Source organism: Pseudomonas sp. CP-1 (assembly GCF_021213715.1).
In the GTDB taxonomy this organism is placed as follows: domain Bacteria; phylum Pseudomonadota; class Gammaproteobacteria; order Pseudomonadales; family Pseudomonadaceae; genus Pseudomonas; species Pseudomonas aeruginosa.
In genome coordinates this window covers 88,053-108,013 of record NZ_JAJQKY010000004.1, presented here as the reverse complement: position 1 = coordinate 108,013, position 19,961 = coordinate 88,053, and the positions used below count along the sequence as shown (strand labels likewise).

At 64.8% G+C, this 19,961-nt stretch carries 14 protein-coding genes and 1 pseudogene; 10 read left to right on the top strand and 5 right to left on the bottom strand.

Annotation, left to right across the window (positions count from 1 at the left end; translation table 11 throughout):
- Window positions 1-111 precede the first annotated feature (111 nt).
- From xdhA to guaD, 4 genes are all read left to right on the top strand, one after another.
- Window positions 112-1,566, top strand: a complete 1,455-nt coding sequence (xdhA, locus tag LT948_RS09890) for a xanthine dehydrogenase small subunit (RefSeq protein WP_023875552.1) — start codon at window positions 112-114, stop codon at window positions 1,564-1,566.
- Entirely contained in the window at window positions 1,559-3,958 is a 2,400-nt protein-coding gene (gene xdhB, locus LT948_RS09885; protein ID WP_003087217.1) for a xanthine dehydrogenase molybdopterin binding subunit, read from the top strand. The genes xdhA and xdhB overlap by 8 nt, the downstream gene beginning before the upstream one ends.
- A gap of 26 nt (window positions 3,959-3,984) precedes the next feature.
- Window positions 3,985-4,824, top strand: coding sequence for a xanthine dehydrogenase accessory protein XdhC (gene xdhC / locus LT948_RS09880; RefSeq protein WP_023097800.1), 840 nt, complete (start codon window positions 3,985-3,987; stop codon window positions 4,822-4,824).
- Between the two features lie 69 nt (window positions 4,825-4,893).
- Window positions 4,894-6,198 carry a guanine deaminase gene (gene guaD, locus LT948_RS09875; RefSeq protein WP_003083342.1) on the top strand — a complete coding sequence of 435 codons (1,305 nt, stop codon included), beginning with the start codon at window positions 4,894-4,896 and terminating at the stop codon, window positions 6,196-6,198.
- A 158-nt stretch (window positions 6,199-6,356) separates the two neighbouring features.
- Here the strand turns inward: guaD and LT948_RS09870 are convergent, their stop codons facing one another.
- Window positions 6,357-6,890: a GNAT family N-acetyltransferase gene (locus LT948_RS09870; RefSeq protein ID WP_023097801.1), complete on the bottom strand. Its 534-nt coding sequence runs from the start codon at window positions 6,888-6,890 to the stop codon at window positions 6,357-6,359.
- 135 nt (window positions 6,891-7,025) lie between these two features.
- Here LT948_RS09870 and aceK point away from each other — a divergent pair, with 135 nt between their 5' ends.
- Window positions 7,026-8,759 carry a bifunctional isocitrate dehydrogenase kinase/phosphatase gene (gene aceK / locus LT948_RS09865; protein ID WP_003133326.1) on the top strand — a complete coding sequence of 578 codons (1,734 nt, stop codon included), beginning with the start codon at window positions 7,026-7,028 and terminating at the stop codon, window positions 8,757-8,759.
- A 20-nt stretch (window positions 8,760-8,779) separates the two neighbouring features.
- Here aceK and pdxB read toward each other — a convergent pair whose 3' ends face one another.
- Window positions 8,780-9,922, bottom strand: a complete 1,143-nt coding sequence (gene pdxB / locus LT948_RS09860) for a 4-phosphoerythronate dehydrogenase PdxB (protein WP_023097802.1) — start codon at window positions 9,920-9,922, stop codon at window positions 8,780-8,782.
- Window positions 9,923-10,136: 214 nt separating this feature from the next.
- Window positions 10,137-10,643, bottom strand: a complete 507-nt coding sequence (locus LT948_RS09855) for a winged helix-turn-helix transcriptional regulator (protein ID WP_003086962.1) — start codon at window positions 10,641-10,643, stop codon at window positions 10,137-10,139.
- Between the two features lie 108 nt (window positions 10,644-10,751).
- On the opposite strand from LT948_RS09855, the gene fabF reads away from it, so the two are divergent.
- Both fabF and LT948_RS09845 read left to right on the top strand, forming a co-directional pair.
- Window positions 10,752-12,020, top strand: a complete 1,269-nt coding sequence (fabF, locus tag LT948_RS09850) for a beta-ketoacyl-ACP synthase II (protein WP_003133331.1) — start codon at window positions 10,752-10,754, stop codon at window positions 12,018-12,020.
- Between the two features lie 720 nt (window positions 12,021-12,740).
- Window positions 12,741-13,214, top strand: a complete 474-nt coding sequence (locus tag LT948_RS09845) for a GNAT family N-acetyltransferase (protein WP_023657597.1) — start codon at window positions 12,741-12,743, stop codon at window positions 13,212-13,214.
- Window positions 13,215-13,578: 364 nt separating this feature from the next.
- Here the strand turns inward: LT948_RS09845 and LT948_RS09840 are convergent, their stop codons facing one another.
- Together LT948_RS09840 and LT948_RS09835 are read right to left on the bottom strand one after the other, a co-directional pair.
- The gene (locus tag LT948_RS09840) at window positions 13,579-14,139 is read right to left on the bottom strand and encodes a hypothetical protein (RefSeq protein ID WP_025991802.1); all 561 of its coding nucleotides are present in this window, start codon (window positions 14,137-14,139) and stop codon (window positions 13,579-13,581) included.
- A gap of 251 nt (window positions 14,140-14,390) precedes the next feature.
- Window positions 14,391-14,801, bottom strand: a pseudogene (locus tag LT948_RS09835) (TolC family protein); the annotation flags it as partial.
- 262 nt (window positions 14,802-15,063) lie between these two features.
- Here LT948_RS09835 and LT948_RS09830 point away from each other — a divergent pair.
- From LT948_RS09830 to LT948_RS09820, 3 genes are all read left to right on the top strand, one after another.
- Window positions 15,064-15,681, top strand: coding sequence for a TetR/AcrR family transcriptional regulator (locus tag LT948_RS09830; protein WP_003133334.1), 618 nt, complete (start codon window positions 15,064-15,066; stop codon window positions 15,679-15,681).
- 71 nt (window positions 15,682-15,752) lie between these two features.
- Window positions 15,753-16,868 (top strand): efflux RND transporter periplasmic adaptor subunit, encoded by a 1,116-nt coding sequence (locus tag LT948_RS09825; protein ID WP_003162328.1) that lies wholly within the window; start codon window positions 15,753-15,755, stop codon window positions 16,866-16,868.
- On the top strand, window positions 16,865-19,954 hold the full coding sequence (locus tag LT948_RS09820; RefSeq protein WP_003133339.1) for an efflux RND transporter permease subunit: 3,090 nt from the start codon (window positions 16,865-16,867) through the stop codon (window positions 19,952-19,954). The genes LT948_RS09825 and LT948_RS09820 overlap by 4 nt, the downstream gene beginning before the upstream one ends.
- The last annotated feature ends 7 nt before the right edge of the window (window positions 19,955-19,961 follow it).

Here is a 19,961-nt window from a genome sequence, read left to right as displayed (position 1 = left end):
ATTCGCCTCCATAGCTCCTACCGTGGAGCCCTGTGCGGAAACCGCCCCACTCCGGCCGGTTCTCCTGCAAGGCCTAGAATTCAATAACAAGAACCCGCCTGGAGGCACGCCTTGATCAGGTTCCTGCTCAACCGGGAGATCCGCGTCGAAGAACGCCTGGACCCCAACCTTACCGTCCTCGACTACCTGCGCCGACACCTCGGCAAGACCGGCACCAAGGAAGGCTGCGCCTCCGGCGATTGCGGCGCCTGCACCGTGGTGGTCGGCGAACTGGTCACCGGCGAGGATGGTGCCGAACGCATCCGCTATCGCAGCCTGAACTCCTGCCTGACCTTCGTTTCCGCCCTTCACGGCAAGCAATTGATCACCGTCGAGGACCTCAAGCACCAGGACCGCCTGCACGACGTGCAGCAGGCGATGGTCGACTGCCATGGCTCGCAGTGCGGGTTCTGCACGCCGGGCTTCGTCATGTCGCTGTTCGCCCTGCAGAAGAACAGCGCCGGCGCCGATCCGGCCAAGGCCCACGAGGCGCTCGCCGGCAACCTCTGCCGCTGCACCGGCTACCGGCCGATCCTCGACGCTGCCGAGCAGGCCTGCTGCCACAAGCGCGCAGACCAGTTCGACGCCCGGGAAGCCGCCACCATCGAGCAATTGCGCGCCATCGCTCCGCGCGAAACCGCCGAGCTGAACAGCGGTGACCGGCGCTGCCTGCTGCCACTCACCGTCGCCGACCTGGCCGACCTCTACGGCGCCAATCCGCAGGCACGCCTGCTGGCTGGCGGCACCGACCTGGCGCTGGAGGTCACCCAGTTCCATCGCGAACTGCCGGTGATGATCTATGTCGGCCACATCCGCGAAATGAAACGCATCGAAGTGGGCGTCAACTGCCTGGAAATCGGCGCCGCCACCCCGCTGACCGACTGCTACCAGGCGCTGGCCGCGGACTACCCGGACTTCGGCGAATTGCTGCAGCGTTTCGCGTCCCTGCAGATCCGCAACCAGGGCACTCTCGGCGGCAATATCGGCAACGCCTCGCCGATCGGCGACGCCCCGCCGCTGCTGATCGCCCTCGGCGCGAAGATCGTCCTGCGCCGCGGCGAACGGCGCCGCGAGCTGCCGCTGGAGGAGTACTTCCTCGACTACAAGGTCACCGCCCGCGAAGAAGGCGAGTTCATCGAGAAGATCCTGGTCCCGCGTGCCCGGCCCGGCCAGGCGTTCAAGGCCTACAAGGTCTCCAAGCGCATCGACGACGATATTTCCGCGGTCTGCGCCGCCATCAGCCTCGACCTGGAAGATGGCCGGATCGCCCGCGCCAGGGTCGCCTTCGGCGGCATGGCGGCGATTCCCAAGCGCGCCGCCGCCTGCGAAGCGGCGCTGCAAGGCGCGCGCCTGGAAGCCGCCAGCTTCGAACGCGCCGCGGCCGCCCTGGCGAACGACTTCACCCCGCTCAGCGACTTCCGCGCGAGCAAGGAATATCGCCTGCTGACCGCGCAGAACCTGCTGCGCAAATGCTTCCTGGAGCTGCACGCTCCCGCCGTCGAAACCCGGGTGACCGCCTATGTCTAACCATCGCAAGCCGCACAAGAGCCAGGAAGAGCTGGCCGACCTGTTCCGCGCCGAGTTGACCACCGGGGTCGGCCGCAGCGTCAAGCACGAAAGCGCCCCCAAGCACGTCAGCGGCGAGGCGATCTACATCGACGATCGCCTGGAGTTTCCCAACCAGTTGCACGTCTATGCGCGCCTGAGCGAGCGCGCCCACGCCCGCATCACCCGCCTCGACGTGACGCCCTGCTACCAGTTCCCCGGCGTCGCCATCGCCCTCACCGCCGCCGACGTTCCCGGCCAGCTGGACATCGGCCCGGTGGTGGCCGGCGACCCGCTGCTGGCCGATGGCAAGGTGGAGTATGTCGGACAGATGGTCCTGGCGGTCGCCGCCGACAGCCTGGAAACCGCGCGCAAGGCGGCCATGGCGGCGATCGTCGAGTACGAAGACCTGGAACCGGTGCTCGACGTGGTCGAGGCCCTGCGCAAGCGCCATTTCGTCCTCGACAGCCACCAGCACCGCATCGGCGATTCCGCCGCCGCGCTGGCCGGCGCGCCGCATCGCCTGCAAGGCACGCTGCACATCGGCGGCCAGGAGCATTTCTACCTGGAAACGCAGATTTCCTCGGTAATGCCCAGCGAAGACGGCGGCATGATCGTCTATTGCTCGACGCAGAACCCCACCGAAGTGCAGAAGCTGGTGGCCGAGGTCCTCGGGGTTTCCTTCAACCGCATCGTCATCGACATGCGCCGCATGGGCGGCGGCTTCGGCGGCAAGGAAACCCAGGCCGCGGCGCCGGCCTGCCTGTGCGCGGTGGTCGCCTACCACACCGGGCGTCCGGCGAAGATGCGCCTGCCGCGCATGGAGGACATGCAGATCACCGGCAAGCGTCACCCGTTCTACGTCGAATACGACGTCGGCTTCGACGACGATGGCCGCCTGCACGGCATCCAGATCGACCTGGCCGGCAACTGCGGCTATTCGCCGGACCTCTCCGGCTCGATCGTCGACCGCGCCATGTTCCACTCGGACAACGCCTACTTCCTCGGCAACGCCACCATCAACGGCCACCGTTGCAAGACCAACACCGCCTCGAACACCGCCTACCGCGGTTTCGGCGGGCCCCAGGGAATGGTCGCCATCGAGGAGATCATGGACGCCGTGGCCCGCAGCCTCGGCAAGGATCCGCTGGAGGTGCGCAAGCTCAACTACTACGGCAAGGACGAGCGCAACGTCACCCATTACCACCAGACCGTCGAGCACAACCTGCTGGCGGAGATGACCGCCGAGCTGGAAGCGAGCAGCGAGTACGCCCGCCGCCGCGAGGAAATCCGTGCCTTCAATGCCGCCAGCCCGGTCCTGAAGAAAGGCCTGGCGCTGACCCCGGTGAAGTTCGGCATTTCGTTCACCGCGACCTTCCTCAACCAGGCAGGTGCGCTGATCCACATCTATACCGACGGCAGCATCCACCTGAACCATGGCGGCACCGAAATGGGCCAGGGCCTCAACACCAAGGTCGCCCAGGTGGTCGCCGAGGTCTTCCAGGTCGACGTGGAGCGCATCCAGATCACCGCCACCAATACCGACAAGGTGCCCAACACCTCGCCCACCGCCGCCTCCTCGGGCACCGACCTGAACGGCAAGGCCGCGCAGAATGCCGCCGAAACCATCAAGCGGCGCCTGGTGGAGTTCGCCGCGCGGCACTGGAAGGTCAGCGAGGAAGACGTCGAGTTCCGCAACAACCAGGTGCGTATCCGCGAGCTGATCCTGCCGTTCGAGGAACTGGTCCAGCAGGCCTACTTCGGCCAGGTCTCGTTGTCCAGCACCGGCTTCTACCGCACGCCGAAGATCTTCTACGACCGCGAACAGGCCCGTGGCCGGCCCTTCTATTATTTCGCCTACGGCGCCGCCTGCTCGGAGGTGATAGTCGACACCCTCACCGGCGAATACCGCATGCTGCGCACCGACATCCTGCATGACGTCGGCGACTCGCTGAACCCGGCCATCGACATCGGCCAGGTTGAAGGCGGCTTCGTCCAGGGCATGGGCTGGCTGACCATGGAGGAACTGGTCTGGAACGCCAAGGGCAAGCTGATGACCAGCGGCCCGGCCAGCTACAAGATTCCCGCCGTCGCCGACATGCCGCTGGACCTGCGGGTGAAACTGCTGGAGAACCGCAAGAATCCGGAGCAGACCGTGTTCCATTCCAAGGCCGTGGGCGAGCCGCCGTTCATGCTCGGCATCTCGGTCTGGTGCGCGATCAAGGACGCCGTGGCCAGCCTCGCCGACTACCGCGCGCAACCCGCCATCGACGCGCCGGCGACGCCCGAGCGGGTGCTCTGGGGCGTGGAACAGATGCGCCGGTTGAAGACCGCCCAGGCGCAAGCGGCGGACGCCGCGGTCGAGCCGGCCTGAACCGCCGCGATCGGGAGGATGACGAGATGAACTGGATCAGCGCCCTGGCCGAGTTGCAGCGTAGCGGCGAACCTTGCGTCCTGGTGACCATCATCGAGGAGCGCGGCTCGACCCCGCGCAACGCCGGCTCGAAGATGGTGGTCAGCGCCGAGCGGCTCTACGACACCATCGGCGGCGGCCACCTGGAATACAGGGCCCAGGCCATTGCCCGGGAAATGCTCGCCGCGCGGACCCAGGACACCCGTCTGGAGCGCTTCAGCCTGGGCGCCAGTCTCGGCCAGTGCTGCGGCGGCGCCACGGTGCTGCTGTTCGAGCCGATGGGCCAGCCGCAGGCACACATCGCCGTGTTCGGCGCGGGCCACGTCGGTCGCGCCCTGGTACCCTTGCTCGCCAGCCTGCCCTGCCGGGTGCGCTGGATCGATTCGCGGGAACACGAATTTCCCGCGCTCCTGCCCGACGGCGTGGAGAAAGTGGTGAACGACGAAGTGCTCGACGAGGTCGAGCGGATGCCGTCCGGCAGCCACTTCATCGTCATGACCCACAACCACCCGCTGGACCTGGAGCTTACCGCGGCGATCCTGGCGCGCAACGACTTCGCCTACTTCGGCCTGATCGGCTCGAAGACCAAGCGCGTCAAGTTCGAGCACCGCCTGCGCGAACGTGGCGTCGACGCCGAACGCCTGCAACGGATGCGCTGCCCGATGGGCCTGGATCAGGTGAAAGGCAAGCTGCCGGCGGAGATCGCCATCTCCATCGCCGGCGAGGTGATCGCCACCTACAACGCCGCCTTCGGCCTGGAACGCAAGCAGGGGCCGTCGAGCGTCACCCGGCTGACCCCGGAGTCGCGCCGCGCCCATGAATCCTGAGCGGCCCCCCGCTCCCCCGCGTCCGCCGCCAGGCGGCGGACCTCCCACGAACCTTTTTTCGAGACTGCCATGACCCGCAACGCCAAAGCCTACCGCGCCGCCATCCTGCACAGCATCGCCGACCCCGCGGAGGTCGGCGTCGAACGCTCCTACGAATACTTCGAGGACGGCCTGTTGCTGGTGGAGGACGGCAAGGTCGCTCGCCTCGGTGACGCCGAAACCCTGCTCGGCGAGATCGGCGAGGTCGAGGTCTTCGAGTACCGCGACGCGCTGATCACCCCCGGCTTCATCGATACCCACATCCATTTCCCGCAGACCGGGATGATCGCCTCCTACGGCGAACAACTGCTGGACTGGCTGAACACCTATACCTTCCCCACCGAGCGCCAATTCGGTGACCAGGCCCATGCCGACCAGGTCGCCGAGATCTTCCTGCAGGAACTGCTGCGCAACGGCACCACCACCGCGCTGGTCTTCGGCAGCGTGCACCGGCAATCGGTGGAATCGCTGTTCGAGGCCGCCCGGCGCCTGGACCTGCGCCTGATCGCCGGCAAGGTGATGATGGACCGCAACGCGCCGGACTACCTGACCGACACCGCCGAGAGCAGCTACCGCGACAGCAAGGCGCTGATCGAGCGCTGGCACGGCCAGGGCCGTCTGCTCTACGCAGTGACCCCGCGCTTCGCCCCGACCAGCACTGCGGAACAGCTGGACATGGCGGCGCGGCTGCTGCGCGAGCATCCCGGCGTATACCTGCACACCCACCTGTCGGAGAACCTCAAGGAAATCGAGTGGGTGAAGGAGCTGTTCCCCGAGCGCAGCGGCTACCTGGACGTCTACGACCACCACGGCCTGCTCGGGCCGCGCTCGGTGTTCGCCCATGGCGTGCACCTGTGCGACGGCGAATGCCAGCGCCTGGCGGAGACTGGCTCGGCAGTGGCGTTCTGCCCGACCTCCAACCTGTTCCTCGGCAGCGGTCTGTTCGACCTGCCGAAGCTGGAGCGCTACAAGGTCAAGGTCGGCCTCGGCACCGATGTCGGCGCCGGCACCAGCTTCTCCCAGCTGCAGTCCCTGAACGAGGCGTACAAGGTCATGCAGTTGCAGGGCGCCCGCCTCGATCCGTTCAAGTCGCTCTACCTCGCCACCCTCGGCGGCGCCCGCGCGCTGGAGCTGGACGACCGGATCGGCAGCTTCGCCACCGGCAACGAGGCGGACTTCGTGGTCCTCGACTACCACGCCACCCCGCTGCTCTCCTACCGCCTGAGCCAGGCCGGCAGCCTGGCCGAACGGCTGTTCGCGCTGACCATCCTCGGCGACGACCGCACGGTGAAGGAAACCTTCGCCGCCGGTCGCTCGGTGCATCGCCGCGACTGACACGCTCATGAAAAAAGCCCCGAAGGTGTCCGAACTCTAGCTGGGGGGAGCCACACTTCTGCACTGCTGAGTTTCGCGTGGCTGAGTCACCTGTATCGGTGGGCTGGAGCGGTCCTTAAATAGGCCACTGCTGGCCGGAGGCAGTCTCCCGGCCACCCTCACTCCCCCACCCGACCCTCGACCCTCCGCAAGCGCGCCATGCTGTACACATCCACGAAGCGCCCATCCCGCACCGCGTAGTCGCGCATTTCTCCTTCGGTCTCGAAGCCGAACTTGCGATACAGCGCCAGCGCCGGGGCGTTGTCGGTGTAGACGGTGAGTTCGACGCGGCGCAGGTTCATCCAGTTGTCGGCGATGTCCAGCAGTTCGCCGAGCAGGCGGCTGCCGACGCCCTTGCCCTGCCAGGCGACGGCGACACCCAGGCCGATGCTGCCGCTGTGGCTGCGGCGGATGCGCGGGTGCTGTTCGAGGCTGGCGCTGCCGATGACGTCCCCCTCGTGCAAGGCGACGAGAATCAGCAGGCGGTCGTCGTCCACGCTGTCGTGCAGGCGCTTGCGCCGCTGCTCCACCGACTGGTAGGGCATCTGCAGGACCTGGCGGGCCACGGCGGGGTCGTTGTACAGGGCGGTGAGGCCTTCCACGTGGCGTTCGCTGTAGCGTTCGAGGCGGATCGTCGGCGATTCGGCGGTCATTGCGGTCATCCCTGGGCTGTCTGGCCACCCAGCATAAGCGTCTGCGCCGGGCTCGACCAGCCGGTCGGAGATCGCGCTTTCCCTGCCGCGCGGCTCTGGCTAAGCTCGACCTTCGAACAACGAAAGGACGCCAGCATGGTCCAGAGCGCCCCAGCCAGCGAAATCGCCGCCCTCATCCTGCGCGGTTTCGACGATTACCGAGAGCAGTTCCGCGAGATCACCGACGGCGCCCGTGCCCGCTTCGAGCAGGCGCAGTGGCAGGAAGCGCAGCGCGCCTCGGCGCAGCGGATCAACCTCTACGAGGAAAAGGTCGCCGAGACGGTGGCCGGGCTGCGCGCGGGGCTGGCCGACAGCGAGCTGCTGGACGTGGAGCGCTGGCCGATCATCAAGAGCGCCTACATCGCGCAGATCGACCTGCGGCTGGACGACGAGCTGGCCGAGACCTGGTTCAACTCGATCTTCTGCGGGCTGTTCAGCCACGACAACATCAGCGACGGCACGATGTTCGTGCACACCACCCGGCCCTCGCTGCGCGCCCACGCCCGCGCGCCCTACACCCGCACCTACCGGCCGGGCGGCGACTTGCGCCAGGCGCTGGAGAAGATCTTCGACGACTACCGCTTCGACGTGCCCTACGACGACCGCGAGCGCGACCTCGAACGGATCGACGCACTGCTGCACAGCAACCTGCCGGACTGGGTGTGCAAGGACCCGGACCTGGCCATCGAGCTGATCGGCTCGGTGTTCTATCGCAACAAGGGCGCCTACCTGGTGGGTCGCCTGTTCACCCCGGACGAGCAGTGGCCGCTGGTGTTCCCGCTGCTGCACCGCGAGGGCCACGGCATCCAGTTCGACACGGTGATCACCGACGAGGCGGAAGTCTCGATCATCTTCTCCTTCACCCGCTCCTACTTCATGGTCGACGTGCCGGTGCCGGCCGAGCTGGTGGCCTTCCTCAAGCGCCTGCTGCCGGGCAAGCACCTGGCCGAGCTGTACACGTCGATCGGCTTCTACAAGCAGGGCAAGAGCGAGTTCTACCGCGCCCTGATCAACCACCTGGCGACCACCGACGACCGCTTCGTCATGGCCCCCGGGGTGCGCGGCATGGTGATGAGCGTGTTCACCCTGCCCGGCTTCAACACGGTGTTCAAGATCATCAAGGACCGCTTCAACCCTTCGAAGAGCGTCGACCACGCCACGGTGATCCAGAAGTACCAGTTGGTGAAGAACCACGACCGGGTCGGACGCCTGGCCGACACCCAGCAGTTCGCCGACTTCCGCTTCCCGGTGAGCAAGTTCGAGCCGGAGTGCCTGGCAGAACTGCTGGAAGTGGCGCCGTCGACGGTGGTGATGGAAGGCGACGTGGTGCTGATCCGCCACTGCTGGACGGAGCGGCGCATGACCCCGCTGAACATCTACCTGGAGAACGCCAGCGAGGCGCAGACCCGCGAGGCGCTGAACGACTACGGGCTGGCGATCAAGCAACTGGCGGCAGCGAACATCTTCCCCGGCGACATGCTGCTGAAGAACTTCGGCGTGACCCGCCACGGCCGGGTGGTGTTCTACGACTACGACGAGATCTGCTACCTCACCGAGGTGAACTTCCGCTACATCCCCGAGCCGCGCTTCCCCGAGGACGAGATGTCGTCCGAGCCCTGGTATTCGGTGGGGCCCAACGACGTGTTCCCGGAAGAATTCCCGCGCTTCCTGTTCGTCGACCTCAACCAGCGCCGGCTATTCGCCAAGCTGCACGGCAACCTCTACGACGCCAAATACTGGCAGGGCCTGCAGGAGCAGATCCGCGAGGGCAAGGTGATCGACGTGTTTCCCTATCGGCGGCAGGAGACGCCTGAGCAGTTGCTCAAGTAGACCGAACCAGCCGCCCATTCCTAGACCAACTGCGCCCCCAGCGCCCGCACCACCCGCTGCAACTCCGCCTGTCCACCGGTGGCGACGCGCAGGCCGGTGATCTCGCGGCGCGGCGGGTAGTGTTTGCGCAGGGCGTCGAAGGCGGCGCGGCGGGTGGCGCTGTCGCCGGTCAGGCTGCGGCGGAAGGCGGCGTCGTCGCTGCGCGGGTCGTATACCGCGCGGCACAGAGTGGCCAGCGCCCAGGCCGGGTCGCAGCCGGGGTTGAGTTGCAGGCCGGCGAGCCAGGTTTCCGGCAGCACGTCTTGCAGGCTCACACGTTCGGCGATGCCGCGCCAGGCGCAGTAGGCCTGGTAGATCTGTGCGGTGCCGCGCAGCTTGCCTTCCAGGCTGTAGCCGGCGATGTGCGGCGTGGCGATCAGGCAGTGCGCGGCCAGTTCGGGGTCGGCCTGCGGTTCGCCTTCCCAGACGTCCAGCGCCACTTCCAGGTCGGCGCCGCCTTCGAGCAGGCGGCGCAGGGCCTGGTTGTCGACCACCGCGCCACGGCTGGCGTTGACCAGCCAGGTGCCGGGACGCAGGGCGGCCAGGCGGGTCTCATCCAGCAGGTGACGGGTCGGGTATTCGCCGTCGCGGTTCAGCGGAGTGTGCAGGCTGATCACGTCGGCCTCGGCCAGCAGCCGTTCCAGCGAGACGAACTCGCCGTCCGGCTCGCGTGCCTGGCGCGGCGGATCGCAGACCAGCACTTTCCAGCCCAGCCCGCGCAGCACCTCCACCAGCCGCCCGCCGACCTGCCCGGCGCCGACCACGCCATAGGTGCGTTCGGCCAGGTCGGCGCCGCGCTTCTCGGCCATCACCAACAGGCAGCCGAGCACGTAGTCCACCACCCCGCGGGCGTTGCAGCCGGGCGCGCTGGACCAGGCGATGCCGGCCTCGGCGAAGTAGTCGAGGTCGAGATGGTCGGTGCCGATGGTGCAGGTGCCGACGAAGCGCACCGGCGAGCCGGCCAGCGCGGCGCGGCTGACCTCGGTGACCGAGCGCACCAGCAGCACGTCGACCTCGGCCAGCGCCGCGCGGTCGATGGCGCGCCCGGGCAAGCGGCGAATGGAGCCCTGGTCGGCGAAGAAGGCGTCGACCACGGGAATGTTTTCATCGGCGAGAATACGCATGCAGACCTCCGCGAACGAGGCTGCACACTCTAGCAGGCCGAGGGCTCGCGGTGTTGCCGAACGGCTCGCGAGGCGGACCTGCCAGCGCCATGCGCAAGCCTCGACGATCGCGTTTCTCCCAACCACGACCGCGAACGATGGCCAGCTACAAGGAACAGAACCGCGAACGCCTCGTCCGCCTCCTCGACCAGGCGGCGTACGCCAGGGAGCCCGTTCATCGAGCCGGTAGCTCACTCCGCTCCGGCATGGCCGCCAGGCGCTGGCGCATTTCCTCGCTGGCGGCAGGCCCGGCCTGCACGGTGCATTGCTCCAGCGGTACCGTTCGGCCATCGGCGAGAGCCGCCATGAACGAGCGCACCGGCCGCCCGCTTGTTCGCTCGACGAGCTGCACGCTCTGCCCTTCCTCTGCGTAATGGCGATTGCCCCAGGCGACGAAAGCCATGAGCACGACGCGAAAATCCTCGCCCTTGGCCGTGGGCACGTACTGATAGCGCAGCGGACGCTGGCTGTAGGGCTGGCGTTCGAGCAGGCCCGCCTCCACCAGCGCGTTCAGGCGCCGGGTGAGCATGTTCGGCGCGATATCCAGGCTGCGGGAAAATTCGTCGAAGCGGCGCAGGCCCTGTAGCGCATCGCGCATGATCAGGATGCTCCACCATTCGCCGACCCGTTCCAGGCTGCGGGCTATGGGGCATTCGGCATCGGCGAAGGTCTTGCGTTGCATGGTTCTTCCTTGGCGAGGCTCACAAAGTGCTGGTCCGCATGTTACTTTCATGATGATAGTTACGTCCACTGACTGCTATTCCATCGGAACAGAAGGACTCGGACCCTCATGAGCAAACGTATCGTCGTCACCGGCATGGGCGCGGTCAGCCCGCTGGGCTGCGGAGTCGAACCCATATGGCAACGCCTGCTGGCCGGGCAATCGGGCATCGCCACGCTCCCAGCGGAGCTGATCGGCGACCTGCCCATCAGCATCGGCGGCCAGGTCCCCGACCGTGTCCAGGACCCGCAGGCCGGCTTCGATCCCGACCTGCTGCTGGCCGCCAAGGAACAACGCAAGATGGACCGCTTCATCCTCTTCGCCCTGGCCGCCGCGCAAGAGGCCCTGGCGCAGGCCGGCTGGGCGCCGCAGAGCGCCGAGGCGCAGGAGCGCACGGCGACCGTCATCGCCTCCGGGGTGGGCGGCTTCCATGCCATCGCCGAAGCGGTGCGGACCACCGACGGCAAGGGACCGCGGCGCCTGTCGCCCTTCACCATCCCGTCCTTTCTCTGCAACATGGCGGCCGCCCATGTGTCGATCCGCCATGGCTTCAAGGGACCGCTGGGCGCCCCGGTGACCGCCTGCGCGGCGGGCGTGCAAGCCATCGGCGACGCGGCGCGGATGATCCGCGCGGGAGAGGTCGACGTGGCGCTCTGCGGCGGCGCGGAAGCGACCATCCACCGGGTCAGCCTGGCCGGCTTCGCCGCCGCGCGCGCCCTGTCCAGCGATTTCAACGACAGCCCCGAACGCGCCTCGCGCCCCTTCGACCAGGCCCGCGACGGCTTCGTCATGGGCGAAGGCGCTGGCCTACTGGTCATCGAGGAACTGGAGCACGCCCTGGCGCGCGGCGCCAGGCCCATCGCCGAGCTGGTGGGCTACGGCACCAGCGCCGACGCCTACCACATGACCGCCGGGCCGGAAGATGGCAGCGGCGCCCGCCGGGCCATGCAGCAGGCGCTGCGCCAGGCCGGCGTGGAAGCGGCCGCGGTGCAGCACCTGAATGCCCACGCCACCTCCACCCAGGTAGGCGACAAGGGCGAACTGGCCGCCATCAAGGCCGTGTTCGGCACCGGCAGCGGGCTCGCCATCAGCGCGACCAAATCCGCCACCGGCCACCTTCTGGGCGCCGCCGGCGGCATCGAGGCGATCTTCACGGTCCTGGCACTGCGCGACCAGCTCGCCCCCGCCACGCTCAACCTGGAAACGCCCGACACCGACGCCGAGGGCCTCGACCTGGTTCGCGGCGAAGCCCGGCGCTGGCCGATGGAACACGCGCTGTCCAATGGCTTCGGCTTCGGCGGGGTGAATGCCAGCCTGTTGTTCCGGCGTTGGGTGTAGGGTGGGCGACCCCTCTGCCAGTCGTTCCTGAGCACGCTGGCGGAGGGGAAGCCACTCATGTCGCATTGCCCCAGAGCGTGTGGGTTTTCCTATGCTGTAACTGCGTCGTGATGGTCTAGGCGCGATCTGGATTCGTGGGGCAATTGCTTGTGGAGTGGGCGTTCAATGACCGCTTTCGGCCAAGAGCGGACTTACCCTTTCGTTTAGATTGATCTGCCCAGCAGGGAGTCAGTAAGGAAATGGAATGATCGAAGGCCGCTGAACTGATCTTGCTTACTCAATCATGATGGACATCGCCCTTGGACTTTATGTCAGTGCAAGCGGTGTAGTGCAGCGTGCTCTCGTGGGGAGCGTGACGAGCCAGCATTAGCTGTCCTCCACGAGAAGCGGCTAGGGCTCGGAAGCTGCCGTTCGACCAAAGAAGACGAACTACCTAACAGAGTTTGCACCATGAGTTGCCCTCGGCAATGATCGGCAGGCTCTCGGGTCGAATAGCCGACCCAGATGTTTACCAGACTTAAGAGAGACGATACGGTAAACTCTCATGGGCGGGTGTAAGTCTGGTCTTTCCGTTAGTGCTGGCGGAACCCTTTCGGGCTCTATCGTGAGATGATGTCATGCCTTTGGTAGCTGATTATTATCGCGCTAGCGCTGTGAAATTCTCACTTTTTGAATACTTATGTTCTGCCTAGAAAAAACATTAAAAAATGGAAGCGTCCAATGATCTCGTTAAGACCTATGCGAGAAAGCGAATTCTCAGGTTATCTCGATTATTTTGTCCCTGCCTATGCATCTGAGATTTCATCCAGTCATAGGCTTTCGTACAGTGAATCTCTTGTGCAAGCCAAATTGGAAATAGCAGATGATTTACCTGACGGTATCAATACGGCTGGACAATCTTTGCTGTGCCTGTACGATCCGGCAGATGGCCCTGAAGAGGTCATAGGATATCTGTGGTACGAAGAGGATCTGTCCCTGCACTTGGCATTTATAAATGATTTCCACATTCTTCCCGTCCACCAGGGAAAAGGTCTCGCCAAGCAGGCCTTGGAGTCTTTGGAGCGGGAGCTTAAACTTCGAGGATTTCAACAGATAAAATTACGAGTAGCTGGCGACAACGAACGAGCCAAACATGTTTATGAAGGTAGTGGCTTTTGTGTGACCGGTATCAATATGAGCAAGCCGCTCGTTTAGTAATGAGGTTGCTACCGTTCGCGTACTGGCGTTTGATTACAATGAGTTCGAGGTAACGATGCGAAATTGCCCATCAGAGTAAGCGCTATTGCCGGCACTTTGGCAGATATCTGAGCGTGCGGTGGAGCATACCACGCTTCGCTGCACTGCTCTGCGATAGCTCTATGAGTCGCGGTAGGGTTTTGTGTAGACATGGATTTTTAGTTTTGGGTTGAACGTGTCCTTGGCTTGGCTTCACAAAACTCCTTGTGGCCTTTTCTGTCAGCGGCTGACGGCAGCCAGGGGGCGAAAGCAGCCGGTAATGAGCGATAGCTACCGGCCACAAGCGGGCAGTAGCCTCTGAGTGTTGAAAAGCGCTAACTTTCTACGCTCCCAACGAAACAGCGATATCTATCATTGCCAAGGGTAGATACACCAGTGTCAGTGGCGCGTAAAAGCGGCGAGAGCGAGAGAAGAACGCTGCCAGCGATACTGTGAACATGACCAAATCCAACGCACCCCATAGCTGGAATGGTGAGGCGTTGAAGAACAGGATATTGGTCGTACTTCCTAATCCTAGATAAATGCAGATCGCCAATAGGGCAAAGCGTCCATCTTGTTCAAAGTAGACCTGAAGGCCATCGGCCTCGTCTTCGCTGCGACTTGGCAATATCAACGCCGCCGCACTAAACAGCGATAGTGACAGGCAGACCAAAAGCAGGAACTCGATGAACGAAAAGGCATTCTTTAAGGTGGGGAGGTCGTTTAGGGCCCACCAGAACTGCAGTTGGAACAGGAAAAGCACGAGTGCCCAAGCAAGTGCGACCCAGTCTGGCTGTGCCGTGCGGCGAATCCTGAAAACGGTCATGGCGCCCAACAGAACCCTGGTGATGGACAAGCCCAGGATCATCGAAAGCACGGTCGCCAGAATATGGAAGTTTTCCACGACTGCCCCCTTGCTTGGACTTCGCTCTCGCCTGCCGCGTGCTTCACACCGCAGCCTGCCAAATCCCGACTGATGACATTAGTAATAGACTACGCAACGCCACAGGTAAGATTCAGCCCAAATCGAGCGGCTGCTTCTGGCCGGAAGCTGACACTAGTGGCGGGCAGCTACGGCCAATAACGGACTGTCGGCATCGCCATCACTAGTTACTGAAGATCAGCACAAAGCAACTACCTGATACAGCATTGCAATCACTTGGCCGCAAGCGCCTCGGGCACCTTCCAGCCACCGCCCAACGCTTTGAATGCCGCAACGCCAGTGCGGGCCGACTCGGTTTGCGCCTGGGCTCGGGCATCGGCGGCGCGCAGCAGGTTGTCGTCGGCCTGCAGCACTTCGATCAAGCTGACGACGCCCTGCTGGTAGGCCTCGAACGATGCCTGCCGCGCGCGGCTGAGCGAATCCACGCCCTGCTCAAGCACGTTGGCCTGCTGCTCACGCTTGACCAGTGCCGAGAAGGCGTTTTCCACGTCCTCGGTGGCGCGCAGCACGGCGAGGCGGTAAGCCGCCAGTTGCTCGGCTTCCTGCCCTTTGGCCAGGTCGATCTGGGCATCGATGCGGCCGAAGTCAAACAGGCGCCAACGCAGCCCCAGCACACCAATCGATCAAATCGCCCATGGAACTCACAGGCCGCTGCTCGACAGCCTCCTGCCCCAGGAAGCGCTCGGACAGGGAAATCTCGGGACGCTGGTAATCGGGGCCAACCGCGCAGCCTCCCACCAGGTCGGTACTGATCAGTACAACGAGGAGTCGCTTCGACAGCATGGATGTTCTTCCAGGGCAAGGGAGGAGATTGCAGAAATTGTGACCATAATACTTTTTGGTCACTAATTGTCTATCACCCTGCCGCTCTGTAGGCTATCCCCCATGAACAAGACCCCCTCCCCCAAAGTTGCAGCACGTGGTCCGGTGGATCACGAGGTGCGTGATCAGATCGTGGCAGCGGCGACCGAGCACTTCCGCCTGTATGGCTACGAGAAGACCACGGTTTCCGACCTGGCCAAGGCCATCGGTTTTTCCAAGGCCTATATCTACAAGTTCTTCGAGTCCAAGCAGGCCATCGGCGAGATGATCTGCTCGAGCTGCCTACAGCAGATACAGACCGAGGTGAATGCTGCCATCCATGAGGTGGACAGCCCGCCGGAGAAGCTGAGGCGCATGCTCAAGGTGCTGATGGAAGCCTGCCTGCGGCTGTTCTTCCAGGATCGAAAACTCTACGAAATCGCCGCCTCCGCCGCCTCCGGGCGCTGGCCGGCAACCCTGCTCTACGAAGGCTTCATCGAGCAGACCCTTCGCGAGATCCTGCAGCAGGGCCGGCAGAGCGGCGACTTCGAGCGCAAGACGCCTCTGGATGAAACCACCCGCGCGATCCACCTGATCATGCGCCCCTATTTCAACCCGCTGCTGCTCCAGTACGGGCTCGAAACCACCGATGAAGCGCCGGCCCTGCTGTCCAGCCTGGTGTTGCGCAGTCTGTCACCCTGATTAGTGACTATTGACTAAATTGGTCACAAGAATCAAAGTGAGGCTCCCTACGACTTCGCAACGGGTTCCTCATGCGCCGGCGCAACCTCCTTCTGTCCCCCCTGGTCGGTGTAATTCCGTTCGTGCTGCTCGCCTGTAGCGACCAGACGCCCCCCGATCCCCGCACTGACGCGCCACTGGTTCGCATCACCACCATCCAGTCGGCAACCGCTACATCGCGCGCCTTCACCGGCATCGTCGCGGCCAGGGTGCAGAGCGACCTGGGTTTCCGCGTGTCCGGCAAGGTGTTGCAGCGCCTGGTCGATACCGGCCAGACCGTCAAGCGTGGCCAGGTGCTTTTGCGCCTCGATCCTATCGACCTGCAACTCGCCGCCCATGCCCAGCGCGAGGCGGTGACCGCAGCGCGGGCACGGGCTCAGCAGGCCAGCGATGACGAAGCTCGTTACCGCGCCCTGCGCGGCACTGGCGCGGTATCGGCATCTGCCTACGACCAATACAAGGCAGCGGCGGATGCGGCTCGCGCGCAACTCAGTGCAGCCGAGGCCCAAGCCAAGGTTGCCGGTAACGCCACCCGCTACGCCGAGCTGCTCGCCGATGCCGACGGTATCGTCATGGAGACACTGGCCGAGCCAGGCCAGGTGGTCAGCGCCGGCCAGGCCGTGGTACGGCTTGCACATGCCGGCCCACGCGAAGCCCTGGTGCAACTGCCGGAAACCCTGCGTCCAGCAGTCGGTTCCAGCGCTGAGGCCAAGCTCTTCGGCAGGCAAGACGTCAGCGTCGCCACCCGACTGCGCCAGCTGTCGGATGTCGCCGACCGCCAGACCCGCACTTTCGAGGCGCGTTACGTGCTCGAAGGCGAGCTGTCCGACGCGCCGCTGGGCACCACCATCACCGTGCAAATCAGCGATCCGCAAACTGCTTCACCAAGCACAGTGCAGGTGCCCATCGCCGCGCTGTACGACGCAGGCAACGGGCCTGGCATCTGGATGATTCGCGGAGAGCCCGCAGAGGTGGCGTGGACGCCCGTAAACGTTCAGTCGCTGGATGATGAGAGCGCTCGCATCAGCGGCGCGATCAAGCCGGGCGACCAGATCGTCGCCCTGGGCGCGCACCTGCTGCGCGACGGCCAGGCCGTTCGCCTGGCCGAGCCGGCCACCGTGGCGGCAGCCGAGGAAGGCCAGCCATGAGCGAAGGTCGTTTCAACCTCTCCGCACTCGCCGTGCGCGAGCGCTCCGTCACCCTGTTCCTGGTCTGCCTGATCTCCCTGGCGGGTCTCGTCGCCTTCTTCAAGCTGGGGCGTGCCGAAGACCCGGCCTTCACCATCAAGGTCATGACCATCGTCACCGCCTGGCCGGGCGCCACCGCCCAGGAAATGCAGGATCAGGTCGCCGAGAAGATCGAGAAGCGCCTGCAGGAACTGCGCTGGTACGACCGCAGCGAAACCTATACACGCCCGGGGCTGGCCTTCACCACCCTGTCGCTGCTCGACACCACCCCACCCTCGGAGGTGCTCGAGGAGTTCTACCAGGCGCGCAAGAAGATCAGCGACGAGGCCAAGACGCTGCCTACCGGGGTGATCGGCCCGCTGGTCAACGATGAGTATTCGGACGTCACCTTCGCCCTGTTCGCGCTCAAAGCCAGGGGCGAGCCGCAACGCCACCTGGTGCGCGACGCCGAGACCCTGCGTCAGCGCCTGCTGCATGTACCGGGCGTGAAGAAGGTCAACATCATCGGCGAACAGGCCGAGCGCATCTTCGTCGAGTTCTCCCACGAGCGCCTGGCCACCCTGGGCATCGGTCCCCAGGACGTGTTCGCCGCGCTCAACGGGCAGAACGCCCTGACCCCGGCCGGCTCCGTGGAAACCCGTGGCCCCGACGTGTTCCTGCGTCTGGACGGTGCCTTCGATGAGCTAGAGAAGATTCGTGACACTCCGATCATCGCCCAAGGCCGCACCTTGAAGCTTTCCGATGTTGCCACGGTCAAGCGCGGCTACGAAGACCCGGCCACCTTTCTGATTCGCAACGGCGGCGAACCGGCCCTGTTGCTCGGCATCATCATGCGTGAAGGCTGGAACGGGCTCGACCTGGGCAAGGCCTTGAACGATGAAGTGCAGCAGATCAACGCTGAGCTGCCGCTGGGCATGAGCCTGAGCAAGGTCACCGACCAGGCCGTCAACATCAGCGCGTCCGTCGACGAGTTCATGATCAAGTTCTTCGTCGCGCTGCTGGTGGTGATGCTGGTGTGCTTCGTCAGCATGGGCTGGCGCGTCGGCGTGGTAGTCGCGGTGGCAGTGCCGCTGACCCTGGCGATGGTCTTCGTGGTGATGGCCGCCACTGGCAAGAACTTCGACCGCATAACCCTGGGCTCGCTGATCCTCGCCCTTGGCCTGCTGGTAGACGACGCCATCATCGCCATCGAGATGATGGTGGTGAAGATGGAGGAAGGCTACGACCGTGTGCGGGCCTCCGCCTATGCCTGGAGCCACACAGCGGCGCCGATGCTCTCCGGCACCCTGGTTACCGCCGTCGGCTTCATGCCCAACGGCTTCGCCCGCTCCACGGCCGGCGAATACACCAGCAACATGTTCTGGATCGTCGGCATCGCGCTGATCGCTTCCTGGCTGGTCGCGGTGATCTTCACGCCGTACTTCGGCGTCAAGCTGCTGCCCGAGATCAAGAAGGTCGAGGGCGGTCACGACGCCATCTACGACACTCCGCGCTACAACCACTTTCGTCGGATTCTGGGTAAGGTGATCGCCCACAAGTGGCTGGTCGCAGGTTCAGTGATAGGGCTGTTCGTGACGGCCGTGCTCGGCATGGCGCTGGTCAAGAAACAGTTCTTCCCCATCTCCGACCGCCCCGAAGTCATGGTCGAGGTACAGATGCCTTATGGCACCTCGATCCTCCAGACCAGCGCAGCTGCGGAAAAAGTCGAAGCCTGGCTGGCCCAGCAGGCAGAGGCGAAGATCGTCACGGCGTACCTCGGCCAGGGCGCACCGCGCTTCTTCATGGCCATGAGCCCGGAACTGCCGGATCCGTCGTTCGCCAAGATCGTCGTACGCACCGACAACCCGGATGAGCGCGAGGCACTCAAGCACAGGCTGCGCAAGGCGATTGCCGAGGGTCTGGCCAGCGAGGCGCAGGTGCGCGTCAGTCAATTGGTGTTCGGCCCCTACTCGCCCTACCCGGTGGCCTACCGGATTAGCGGCCCGGATCCGCAACGCCTGCGCGAGATCGCCAGCGAGGTGCGCCAAGTGATGGATGCCAGCCCGCTGATGCGGACGGTCAATACCGACTGGGGCACCCGCGCTCCCACGCTGCACTTCAATCTGCAGCAAGATCGCCTGCAAGCGGTGGGGCTAACCTCCAGTGCCGTTGCGCAGCAGCTGCAGTTTTTGCTCAGCGGCGTGCCCGTCACCGCCGTACGCGAAGACATCCGCACGGTGCAGGTCATGGCCCGTGCCGCTGGCGATATTCGCCTCGACCCGGCACGGGTGATGGATTTCACCCTGGCCGGCGCCAATGGTCAGCGCATCCCGCTGTCGCAGATTGGCGAAGTGGAGGTACGCATGGAAGAGCCGATCATGCGCTGGCGCGACCGGGTGCCGACTATCACAGTGCGTGGCGATATCGCCGAAGGCTTGCAACCGCCAGACGTGTCGACCGCCATCAGCCAGCAGTTGCAACCCATCATCGACAGGCTGCCGAGCGGCTATCGCATCGAGCAAGCGGGCTCCATCGAGGAATCGGGCAAAGCCAGCAAGGCCATGCTGCCGCTGTTCCCGATCATGCTGGCCGTCACGTTGATCATCATCATCCTGCAGGTGCGTTCGATCGCCGCGATGATCATGGTCTTTCTCACCAGCCCGCTGGGGCTGATCGGCGTAGTGCCGACGCTGATCCTGTTCCAGCAGCCGTTCGGCATCAACGCGCTGGTCGGGCTGATCGCGCTGTCCGGCATCCTCATGCGTAACACGCTGATCCTGATCGGGCAGATTCGCCAGAACGAAGCGGCGGGTCTCGATCCGTTCCGCGCCGTGGTCGAAGCCACCGTGCAACGCGCTCGGCCGGTGATCCTCACCGCGCTGGCGGCGATCCTGGCGTTCATCCCACTTACGCATTCCGTGTTCTGGGGCACCCTCGCCTACACCCTGATCGGCGGCACCTTCGCCGGCACCGTGCTGACCCTGGTGTTCCTGCCGGCCATGTACGCCATCTGGTTCGGCATCCGCCCCATCCCCCACGAGCCACTCGCGCAGGCACAACCTGCATGAACAGCCC

Coding starts and splice junctions, on each gene's coding strand:
- xdhB (WP_003087217.1), top strand. CDS start 1,559: ATGTCTAACCATCGCAAGCCGCACAAGAGCCAGGAAGAGCTGGCCGAC.
- fabF (WP_003133331.1), top strand. CDS start 10,752: ATGAGCAAACGTATCGTCGTCACCGGCATGGGCGCGGTCAGCCCGCTG.
- aceK (WP_003133326.1), top strand. CDS start 7,026: ATGGTCCAGAGCGCCCCAGCCAGCGAAATCGCCGCCCTCATCCTGCGC.
- LT948_RS09845 (WP_023657597.1), top strand. CDS start 12,741: ATGATCTCGTTAAGACCTATGCGAGAAAGCGAATTCTCAGGTTATCTC.
- LT948_RS09870 (WP_023097801.1), bottom strand. CDS start 6,890: ATGACCGCCGAATCGCCGACGATCCGCCTCGAACGCTACAGCGAACGC.
- LT948_RS09825 (WP_003162328.1), top strand. CDS start 15,753: ATGCGCCGGCGCAACCTCCTTCTGTCCCCCCTGGTCGGTGTAATTCCG.
- guaD (WP_003083342.1), top strand. CDS start 4,894: ATGACCCGCAACGCCAAAGCCTACCGCGCCGCCATCCTGCACAGCATC.
- pdxB (WP_023097802.1), bottom strand. CDS start 9,922: ATGCGTATTCTCGCCGATGAAAACATTCCCGTGGTCGACGCCTTCTTC.
- LT948_RS09830 (WP_003133334.1), top strand. CDS start 15,064: ATGAACAAGACCCCCTCCCCCAAAGTTGCAGCACGTGGTCCGGTGGAT.
- LT948_RS09820 (WP_003133339.1), top strand. CDS start 16,865: ATGAGCGAAGGTCGTTTCAACCTCTCCGCACTCGCCGTGCGCGAGCGC.
- xdhC (WP_023097800.1), top strand. CDS start 3,985: ATGAACTGGATCAGCGCCCTGGCCGAGTTGCAGCGTAGCGGCGAACCT.
- LT948_RS09855 (WP_003086962.1), bottom strand. CDS start 10,643: ATGCAACGCAAGACCTTCGCCGATGCCGAATGCCCCATAGCCCGCAGC.